This is a genomic window from Streptomyces mesophilus (assembly GCF_040300965.1).
In the GTDB taxonomy this organism is placed as follows: domain Bacteria; phylum Actinomycetota; class Actinomycetes; order Streptomycetales; family Streptomycetaceae; genus Streptomyces; species Streptomyces mesophilus_A.
The window spans coordinates 1-9,688 of record NZ_JBEPEW010000220.1 but is presented as its reverse complement, the minus strand read 5'-3'; the positions used below and the strand labels follow the sequence as shown (position 1 = coordinate 9,688).

At 69.8% G+C, this 9,688-nt stretch carries 8 protein-coding genes; 2 read left to right on the top strand and 6 right to left on the bottom strand.

The window, feature by feature from the left end; genetic code table 11:
• The 3 genes from ABT367_RS38905 to ABT367_RS38895 form a co-directional block, all read right to left on the bottom strand.
• On the bottom strand, window positions 1-1,254 hold a 1,254-nt coding region (locus ABT367_RS38905; protein WP_434975638.1), incomplete at its 3' end, for an MFS transporter.
• Between the two features lie 17 nt (window positions 1,255-1,271).
• Window positions 1,272-1,808 (bottom strand): ArsR/SmtB family transcription factor, encoded by a 537-nt coding sequence (locus ABT367_RS38900; RefSeq protein WP_352258379.1) that lies wholly within the window; start codon window positions 1,806-1,808, stop codon window positions 1,272-1,274.
• Between the two features lie 78 nt (window positions 1,809-1,886).
• Entirely contained in the window at window positions 1,887-2,246 is a 360-nt protein-coding gene (locus tag ABT367_RS38895) for an ArsR/SmtB family transcription factor (RefSeq protein WP_165331095.1), read from the bottom strand.
• 123 nt (window positions 2,247-2,369) lie between these two features.
• Between ABT367_RS38895 and ABT367_RS38890 the strand changes: the two genes are divergently transcribed.
• Window positions 2,370-3,839, top strand: coding sequence for an MFS transporter (locus ABT367_RS38890; RefSeq protein ID WP_352258377.1), 1,470 nt, complete (start codon window positions 2,370-2,372; stop codon window positions 3,837-3,839).
• Between the two features lie 151 nt (window positions 3,840-3,990).
• Here ABT367_RS38890 and ABT367_RS38885 read toward each other — a convergent pair whose 3' ends face one another.
• Window positions 3,991-4,158, bottom strand: a complete 168-nt coding sequence (locus ABT367_RS38885) for a hypothetical protein (protein ID WP_352258375.1) — start codon at window positions 4,156-4,158, stop codon at window positions 3,991-3,993.
• Window positions 4,159-4,345: 187 nt separating this feature from the next.
• Between ABT367_RS38885 and ABT367_RS38880 the strand changes: the two genes are divergently transcribed.
• The gene (locus tag ABT367_RS38880) at window positions 4,346-7,141 is read left to right on the top strand and encodes an NACHT domain-containing protein (protein WP_352258374.1); all 2,796 of its coding nucleotides are present in this window, start codon (window positions 4,346-4,348) and stop codon (window positions 7,139-7,141) included.
• A gap of 24 nt (window positions 7,142-7,165) precedes the next feature.
• Here the strand turns inward: ABT367_RS38880 and hydA are convergent, their stop codons facing one another.
• Complete coding sequence (gene hydA / locus ABT367_RS38875; protein ID WP_352258373.1) at window positions 7,166-8,557, bottom strand: dihydropyrimidinase; 1,392 nt, start codon at window positions 8,555-8,557, stop codon at window positions 7,166-7,168.
• Between the two features lie 239 nt (window positions 8,558-8,796).
• Window positions 8,797-9,543: an HAD family hydrolase gene (locus ABT367_RS38870; RefSeq protein ID WP_352258371.1), complete on the bottom strand. Its 747-nt coding sequence runs from the start codon at window positions 9,541-9,543 to the stop codon at window positions 8,797-8,799.
• Between the last annotated feature and the right edge of the window lie 145 nt (window positions 9,544-9,688).

Here is a 9,688-nt window from a genome sequence, read left to right as displayed (position 1 = left end):
CTCCTGGGCGGGCCCCTCGGCCGCCGCGTGATCCGGGTCGTCGGCCGCGGCGGCGGCACGCAGCGCCGCCTCGACCCGGCGGTTACTGGTCATGGAGGCCGTGATGGCCGTCATCGCCAGGAGGAGACCCCCGGCTGCGTACAGCGGAGTGCGTACGCCGTAGGCGGTGGCCAGCCAGCCGCCGAGGAAGGCGCCGAACGGGGCGGCGCACATGGCCAGCATGCGGGAGGTGGAGGCGACCCGGCCCATCAGGTGGGCGGGGACGATCGCCTGCCGCAGGGAGGGGCCGAGCACCATCGTGGCGCCCATTCCGGCGCCGCACACGGCGAGCGCGAAACCGGCCGCGTACGGGTTCGGGGCAGCGGCAAGACCCAGGATGGCGAGCCCTTCGACCGCGGCCGTGCAGGTCATCGCGGTGCCGGTGCCAAGGCGCCGGCCGAGGAAGGAGGCGATGCCCGCACCGAGCAGACCGCCGGTGGCCTCCGCCGTGAGGAGCAGGCCGAAGCCGTATGTGTCGATGCCGAGACGTTCGTGCGCGAAGAGGGCGAGGACCGTCTCCACCGCGAGGAAGGCGATGTTCCCGACCGCCGGGCGGAGCGCGAGCCCGAGCAGCAGCCGGTCGCGGAAGACGTACGAAGCGCCGGCCCGCGCCTGCCGGAGCAGCGACTCGCGGACCTCCAGCACGGGCCGCGGCATGGCGGGAAGCGACCGTACGAGCACGGCCGAGACCAGGAACGACGCGGCGTCGGCGAGCAGCGGAACGGCCCGCCCGAGCGCGAGCAGCGCACTGCCCGCGGGCGGCCCCGCGAAGCCGGACATGGCGGTCTGGGCGCCGCGCAGACGGGAGTTGGCGCGTTCCAGGAGTACGGGGTCGCGGCTCAGGAGATCCGGCAGATAGGCCGTGGCGGCCGTGTCGAAGAAGAGTCCGCCGAGGCCGAGCAGGAAGGCGGCGGCCGCGAGCAGCGGAATGCTCAGCAGGTCGAGCACGGCCGCCGCCGCCGGTATCGCGAGCAGCACCGCACGCACCATGTCCGCGACCCACATCGTGCGCCGCCGGTCCCAGCGGTCCACCAGCGCGCCGCCGAGCACCCCGAAGAGCAGCCATGGCAGTGTCCCCGCGGCCGTGACGACGGCGAGCGCCATCGGATCCCGCGTCAGCGACAGAGCAAGCAGCGGCAGCGCGGCATGCGACACCCCGTCGCCGAGCGAGGAGATCGTCTGCGCGGTCCACAGGCGCCCGAACCCGGTCGGCAACTTCCTTATGCCCGAGGTCACTTGACTCCCCCCGCCTGCTGACGCGGCGCCGGGTGGAACAGCGCGAAGACGAGTGACGCGTCCGGCAGGGAGGGATCGGACAGCTCCCGGTACTCGTCCGCGAGTGCCTGCAACCGCGCACCCAGCTGCGCGAACTGCTCGTCGGTGAGCCGAAGATGTGCCATCCGTACATGCCGCTCGCCGTCGGCCGGCGACTCCTCCAGATCCGCCACCGCGTGCCGCATCAGCACATCCGGCCCTCCCTCGCCCGGGTCCGGCAGCTCGATCGAGCGCGCGGCCATCGCGTAATACCGCTCGGTGACCCCCCGCACCTTCCGCGTCCGCACCACCTTCACCAGGCCTGCCCGCTCGAGGAGCCGCACGTGGTAGCTGGAACTCCCCTTCGCGAGGCCCACCCGCTCGGCGATCTGCGTGATCGTCGCCGGCTCGAAACGGAGCACGGCCATGATCCGATGGCGCGTCAGATTGGAGACGGCACGCAGCTGTTCGTCCGTGGTGACGTGAAAGGTCTCGGGGAGATCGTCGGCAGGCATGCGCGCAATGGTCAAGGGTTCTTGACCATTGAGCAAGAGGTTTCACACAGGGTGGCGTACGACCTCCCGGAATCGCGCTCAGTCGTGCGGAGCCGCCCCGCTCACCCGGTGGTCGGCGTGGCTCAGGGCTTCGAGTACGAGACGGCGCAGATGACCGTCACGCAGGCTGTAGTGGATGTGCCGCCCCTCGCGGCGGGTGTCGACCAGGCCCGCGAGGCGCAGCTTCGCCAGATGCTGGCTGACCGCCGTACGGGATGCGGCGCAGCGCTCGGCAAGCGAACCGACGTCCGACTCGCCCTGGGCGAGCAGCCACAGCAGGTGCAGCCGGGTCGCGTCCGCGAGCATCGCGAAGACCGCGGTCGCCTCCGCGAGACGCGCGCTGTCCGGAGTCCGCAGATGCGTATCGGGCGCAGGTGAATGGGGCTCGCGAGCAGGCATGACGACAGAGTAGAGCGCGCCGCAACCGGAGCACGGAAGGCGTCGCCTGCATATGTGCGTAGCTGCGCACGTGTGCATACACTTGGGGAAGTCGGCCACACGTCACGCCCGGGAGACCACGCCATGCTGTCCGTCCTGCGCAACCGCCCCTACCGGCAGTTGTTCACCGCCCAGGTCGTCGCCCTGGCCGGCACCGGCCTGGCGACGGTCGCACTCGGGCTCCTCGCGTACGACCTCGCGGGCCCTGCCGCCGGTTCGGTGCTCGGCACGGCGCTGGCGATCAAGATGGTGGCGTACGTGACCATCGCGCCCGTCGTCGGTGCGATGGCCGACCGGATACCCCGGCGGGCCCTGATGGCGGGCGCCGACCTGACCCGGGCGGGCGTCGCGCTGTTCCTGCCGTTCGTGACCCAGGTCTGGCAGGTGTACGTCCTGGTCTTCCTGCTGCAGGCCGCATCCGCCGCCTTCACCCCGACGTTCCAGGCCGTCATCCCCGACGTACTGCCCAAGGAACGCGACTACACCCAGGCCCTGTCGATGTCCCGGCTCGCCTACGACCTGGAGAGTCTGTTCAGTCCGGCACTCGCCGCCGTCCTGCTCTCGGTGATCACGTACAACTGGCTTTTCCTGGGCACGATGTTCGGCTTCGCCGCCTCGGCGGTGCTGGTGGTCTCGGCCGTGCTGCCCGCCGCACGCCCCGCCGGCGATGCTCCCGGCGGCCGACGGCTGTACGCCAAGGCGACGGAAGGCAGCCGGCTCTTCCTGCGCAAGCCCGAACTGCGCTCGCTGCTCGCCATGGACGTCGCGGTCGCCGCCGCGGGCGCGCTCGTGACCGTCAACTCGATCGTGTACGTACGGGACTTCCTCGGCCTGTCCGCGAACACCCTGGCGCTTGCGCTCGGGGCGTACGGCGGCGGGTCGATGAGCGTCGCGCTGGTGCTGCCGCGGGTTCTGGAGCGGCGCTCGGACCGCACCGTGATGCTCGGCGGGGTGCTTGTGCTGCCCGTCGCGTTCCTCGCGGCCGGCATCATCACCGCGGCCCCGGGCGGGAGTTGGCGGTGGCCCGCGCTTCTGGCCACCTGGGCCCTGTTCGGTGCGGCCGGTTCCATGGTGCTCACTCCGGCCGGGCGGCTGATCCGGCGGGCTGCGCCCGAGAAGGAACGTACCGCCGCGTTCGCCGCGCAGTTCTCCCTCTCGCACGGCGCCTGGCTGCTCACCTATCCGCTGGCCGGCTGGGTGGGCGCGAGTGCGGGGCTGCGCAGCGCGGTGATCGTTCTGGGCGCTGTCGCACTCGCAGCCGCGCTGCTCGCCGTACACCTGTGGCCCGCCCGGTCCGCTGCCTCCGCCTCCGCTTCCGCCGCTGCCTCCGCTTCCGCCTCTGCCTCTGCCTCTGCCTCTGCCTCTGCCTCTGCCTCTGCCTCTGCCTCTGCCTCTGCCTCCAACGAAACACCGCGCCGCGGCCATGTCCACGAGCACGAACACTTCGGTCTGCTCCCCGGCCACCCGCACCTGGCGGGCGCCCGACGCATCGGGAACGCCTGGCGGCACAGCCACCACCACTTCGCCGACGAACTGCACGCCGTCCACGGGTGATGGGTCGCGGGTAACCAGAAGCCAGAAGCCCGGCGTCACACTGGAACTGGAACTGTGGGGAATCGGCACCGACCGCCGCACGGTAGAACTCCGCACGCGGCTGTGCCGGTTGTTGTACCGTCGGCGCGTAGCGGCAGTACACACGTGGCATTCACCTGCGTCCACGAATCGCACGGATCACCTCGGCAACGGCCCGGAGCAGCTTGGCCCGATCCGACGAGGCGGTGTCCTTGACAACCAGGAAGACCATCGCGACCGCAGCCGTGGCCGAGACCAGGATGTTGGCGATCAGCATCAGAACCCACACGTTGATGTCCATGGCGTTGCCGCTTCCTTCGTCTGCACGGCCGTCCCTGTGGCGGCTCAGAAGCGATTCCACGAGCTCACACCTGCGCAGTGAAGCTCTGCCGGATCCAGCGGGGTGGATCGGGAAAAGCCGAGGTCGCCACGATCCTTCCGACGTCCGCTAGCGGATTCGATGGATCGGGGGAGGCAGGCGTGAACCGGTGACCGCGACGACAGGCCTGAGCTCTGGGCGGCAGTTGCTGCGCGACGCGCTCAGAGAGCTGGAAAGCCAGGCCCTCCTCGGCCGGGATCGTACGGATGCGATAGCCGAGGCGAACCGCAGGCTTCGGTCAGCTGGGCATGGCGAGCCGCTGGGCCCGACCAGGGTGGGAGGCTGGTTCGAGAAGGGCAGCCCGGCGAAGGATTTCGAACTCCTGTGGGTGCTTGTGCAGGTGCTGCTCGAATGGGGTGGGCTGCATCCGCCGGGCGCTCTCGCCGGGAGAGCGCGACCGGAAGCCGCAGCCAAGTGGACCCATGCCAAGGAGCTGTGGAAAAGCCGTTGGGAGTCCGCCAGGAAGGCCGCCAGGAATGCGCCGGAGGGTAAGTCGCGGCCGGCTCTGACTCCCACGCTGGACGGATACCTCCGCACCGTGCGGGTCGCGAGCCGACAGCATCCGTATCCTGGGGCGTCGGTCGATCGCCGCCTGCCCGCCCTGTCCGATGTCTACGTCCGCCAGCGAGCATTTCGTGCAGCGGCTGACGACGAGGACGAGCCCCACACCGACGGCCCGACGGGGGACACGGCCGACAGTCCGACAGCGACCCCCGCCGATCGTGTCGTTTCCGCTGAAGCTGTCTTCCGTACCGGAAAAGGAATTTCGGTTCTGGTGGGCGATCCCGGCTGCGGGAAGACCACACTTCTGCGCGCCTACCTGACCACTGCCGCCACCTCCTGGCTCGACCTCAGGCGGGGCGGAGGGGTCCCGGTCATGATTCGCGCGCATTCGTTGACAGTCGGCGATCCCATGCCGGTTGCCCTCGCCAGGGCCGCCAACGCAGATCTGGCGCCGTTCGGTCTGCTCGATGAGCTGACGTCCGCGTTCTTCCGAGAGGTTCCCCATGAACAGACGCCCTGGCTCGTACTCGTGGACGGCCTCGATGAGATTTCCGACGCAGGCACCCGGCAGCGCGTCATCACCATGCTGGACGGAGTCGTCCGCGGCAATCCGCACACCTACCGGTTCGTCGTAGCCACCCGCTCGCTACCCGAGCACGAGGTGTACGGGATCGGTGCCCACGTGCCGCGCTTCGAACTGCTGCCCTTCTCCGCGCATGATCTGCTCACTTACGCCGAGAAATGGTTCTGCCACCTCGAGGATGCCGCCAGGCATGCTCGGCTCTTCGTAGCCGGGCTTTCGAGTACGCGTCTGGAGGGCCTGGCCTGCACTCCTCTCATGGCGTCGATGCTCTGCCAGCTGTACGAAGCCGACCCTGCGCGCCCCCTGCCCGAGGGCCGTACCGGCGCCTACCGGTCATTCGCAGAGCTGATCTACGAGAAGAACACTCATAAGCAGATCAAGCGGACCCACGACGAGGCAATTCGCCAACTGCGCAGTCACCACCAGGTCCCCAGGGACGACCGGACAGCCGAGGAGGCTGCCGAGCTGGTGCGCGGCAATCTTCCCGAGCTGATCGACAACCTGGCGTTCGAGTGGATCGAAGGGAACGACGGCACCGCCACCGATGTGCTCGCCACCCACTTCCATGTCAGGCGCCCCGCCAAGGTGAGCGAGCAACTGTGGAACGAGTTCCTCAGTGATCTGCTGCGGCCCACCGGTCTACTCACCCAGCGCGGCGACGACTTCGGCTTTCTCCATCAGACCCTCATGGAGTATCACGCCGCGCGACACGCCACTCGCAGCAAGGAGAGCCGGGAACAAGTCCTGCGCAGATTCCAGTCGGACAGCAACCAGCTGCTCTCGACGGATGCCTCGTACCTCGGGTTCCTCCTGGACGGGCTGCTCATGCCCCAGGACCGCATCGCGGCAGCGACCACGGAACTTCTCCGGGACGGTCTGCCGCCGGGGCTCCGTCGCCTCGGCTTTGTGCGGCAGCAGTTACGGCTCAGAACCAGCCTCCCGCCCGATCTCATCGCCGCTCAGTTGATCAGCGTGGCCGAGGACAGTGGCAGTGGCACAGAGCGGCTGGAGGCCGTCGGCCTTCTGCTGGGGATGACCGAGCACCACGACAAGGCCATCGACGTGCTGATCCGTCTGTGCCAGCCGGACGCCAAACTGAGCGCCACCTACCGCCTGGCCGCCTCTGGGCTGCTGGCCGCGGAGAAGGGCAGCTGGGAACAGACGCTCCAACTGGCGGCACGCCTCGCCCTGGAGAAGAGAAGCCGGTGGAGCGAGGACCCGCTGCTTGGCGCGGTCCGCATTCTGGCGGCCATGGAATGGGGCAGAGACGCGGCGGCCGGGCTGGCGGTTCCTCTGGTGCGTGACACCACCGTGCGGGACAGCGACCGGTTCAGGGTGGTCATGTCCCTGGCCGGGGTGGCGGGTCCGTTCGAAGAGACGGCGAGTCTGCTGCGGCATCTCGCACTCGACGGCACGGTGGGCGCAGCCGTCCGCCTCGACGCGGCCGCGGCGCTGGCCCGGGAGAATGGCCGGGCGGAGGAGGCAGCCACGCTGATGGTCCAACTGGCCGAGAGCCCGACGGTCAAGGCCGCGTACCGGCTGCGTGCCGCTGGAGCTCTCGCACAGGTCGACGGCTACCGGGGGGCAGCACCACTGGCAGGTCACCAGGAACAGGGTGCCGCCCTGCTGGCACGCCTCGCGCAGGACAACACACTGGACGCAACCTATCGGCCCCGTGCTGCCGTCGCCCTCAGCAGAGTGCAAGGACACCGGGTCCGGGGGGCCTTGCTGCTGAAGCGCCTTGCCGATGACAGATCGCTCAGCCCGTTCGTCCGGATGCACGCGCGAGCGGCGTTCACCCGGCTGATGGACCAGTAGGGCAACGGCACCGCGGCACGGCTCTCAGCCGAGGTACTGACTGGTCCCCCGCGCCAGATACACCCCATGCCCGGCCCGCCCCACGAACTCCCGCTGGTCGATGACCAGTTCACCGCGCGAGAGCACCGTCTCGACCCGACCCGTGACCCGCTTCCCTTCGTACGCCGAGTAGTCCACATTCATGTGATGGGTCTCGGCGGACATCACCTGCTCGGCCGCCGGGTCGTAGATCACCACATCCGCGTCCGCACCCGGCGCGATCGTGCCCTTCTTGCCGTACAGGCCGAACATCCGCGCCGGCGCGGCACAGGCGATCTCGATCCAGCGGCGCCGCGAGATATGCCCGTCGAGGACCGCCTGATGCAGCAGATCCATCCGGTTCTCCACCCCGGGCATACCGTTCGGGATCTTCGAGAAGTCGCCGCGGCCCAGCTCCTTCTGGCCGACGAAGCAGAACGGGCAGTGGTCCGTCGACACCACCTGAAGGTCGTTGGTCCGCAGGCCCCGCCACAGCGCCGCCTGATGCTCCTTGGGCCGCAAGGGAGTTGAACACACGTACTTCGCGCCCTCGAAGTCCGGCTCGGCGAGATTGTCCGTCGACAGGAACAGGTACTGCGGACAGGTCTCACCGAACACCGGCAGCCCCTCGTCCCGCGCCCGCGCCAGTTCCGCGACCGCCTCCTGCGCCGACACATGCACCACATACACAGGCGCCCCGGCCACCTGCGCCAGCTTGATCACCCGATGCGTCGCCTCCGCTTCGAGCAGGGCCTTGCGCACCTCACCGTGATAGCGCGGATCCGTCTCACCGCGCTGCAGCGCCTGCTCCACCAACACATCGATCGCGAGCCCGTTCTCGGCATGCATCATGATCATGCCGCCGTTGGACGCGGCCCGTTGCATCGCCCGCAGGATCTGCCCGTCGTCGCTGAAGAAGACCCCGGGATACGCCGTGAACAGCTTGAAGCTGGTCAGGCCTTCGGCGACCAGCCAGTCCATCTCCTTCAGGGACCGCTCGTTGACGTCCGACATGATCATGTGGAAGCCGTAGTCGACCGCGCACTTCCCGTCCGCCTTCGCGTGCCAGGCGTCCAGTCCCTCACGCAGCGAACGGCCCACGGTCTGGACAGCGAAGTCGATGATCGTGGTCGTGCCGCCCCATGCGGCCGCCCGTGTCCCCGTCTCGAAGGTGTCCGAGGCGAACGTGCCGCCGAACGGCAACTCCATGTGCGTATGGGCGTCCACGCCCCCCGGGATCACATACTTGCCGGTCGCGTCGATCGTCCGCTCCGCAGTCCAGGTCTGCGTACCGGGCACGGCGAGCGCCGCGATGCGCCCGCCCTCGATCAGGACATCCGCATGGATCTCCTCGGCGGCCGTGATGACGAGCCCACCTGTGACCTGTGTACGAGTCATGTGCCAGAACTCCCCTTCGATTCGAGTGCCGCGCCCCTCACCTCCGGGACACCGGTTGCCGCGTCCCGGAGGTGAGGGGCGCGGCAACCGGTGTCCCGCCGGCCGCCCTGTCGCCCAACCGCTGATCCCCTGACCTTCTCTCCCCGATGCGCCGCTGCCAAGAGGGCCCGCCGACCGACGGCGCACCCGTGGCCCGGGCACGGCATCGAGGACACCGGCCATGGCGGCACCGGCGTCCTTCAGGCCGCCCCGGGCGGGCGCAGTTCGGCGAGGTCCTGGACCACGGTGTCCGCGCCGTGGGCCCGCAAGCCGGCCGCCCGGCCGCCCCGGTCCACCCCGACCACATATCCGAAGCCCCCGGCCCGGCCCGCTTCCACACCGGCGAGCGCGTCCTCGAAGACCGCTGCCGCCCCTGGCTGCGCACCCAGTTCGCGCGCCGCCTCGAGGAAGGTGTCGGGGTGCGGCTTTCCGGCCAGGGCACGCTCCTGCGCCACCACCCCGTCGATGCGCACGTCGAAGCGGTCCGCGAGGCCGACGGAGCGCAGGACCTCCGCGCAGTTGGCGCTGGCGGAGACGATGGCGGTGCGCAGACCGGCGCGACGGACCGCGTCCAGGTAGCGGACCGTGCCTTCGTAGGTCTCGACGCCGCCCTGCTCGATCTTCTTCAGGAGGACGGCGTTCTTGGCGTTCCCCAGACCGTGCACGCTCTCCCGGTCGGGCGGGTCGTCCGGTGCGCCTTCGGGGAGTTCTATGCCGCGCGACGCGAGGAAGGTGCGTACGCCGTCGGCCCGTGGTCGTCCGTCCACGTACTCCTCGTAGTCGGCCTCCGGGTCGAAGGGGCGGAACGCCTCGCCCGAGCGTTGCCACAGAAAGGCGTCGAAGGTCTCCTTCCAAGCGGCGTTGTGCACCACGGCGGTCCGGGTGACGACGCCGTCGAGGTCGAACAGGCAGGCACGGATGTACGCGGGCAGACCGAGTTCTGTCATGGGGACCGACTCCCCTCCCGCGCCCGGGCCATGCCCCGAGGACGGTCCGGCGGACACGGCCCGCTCAGCCGCCGAGCGCCCGCAGCCTGCGCCGGGCCGGCCCGAGCGCCCGCCCCCGCCGCAGCAGTCCGCTCCAGGGGTCTGT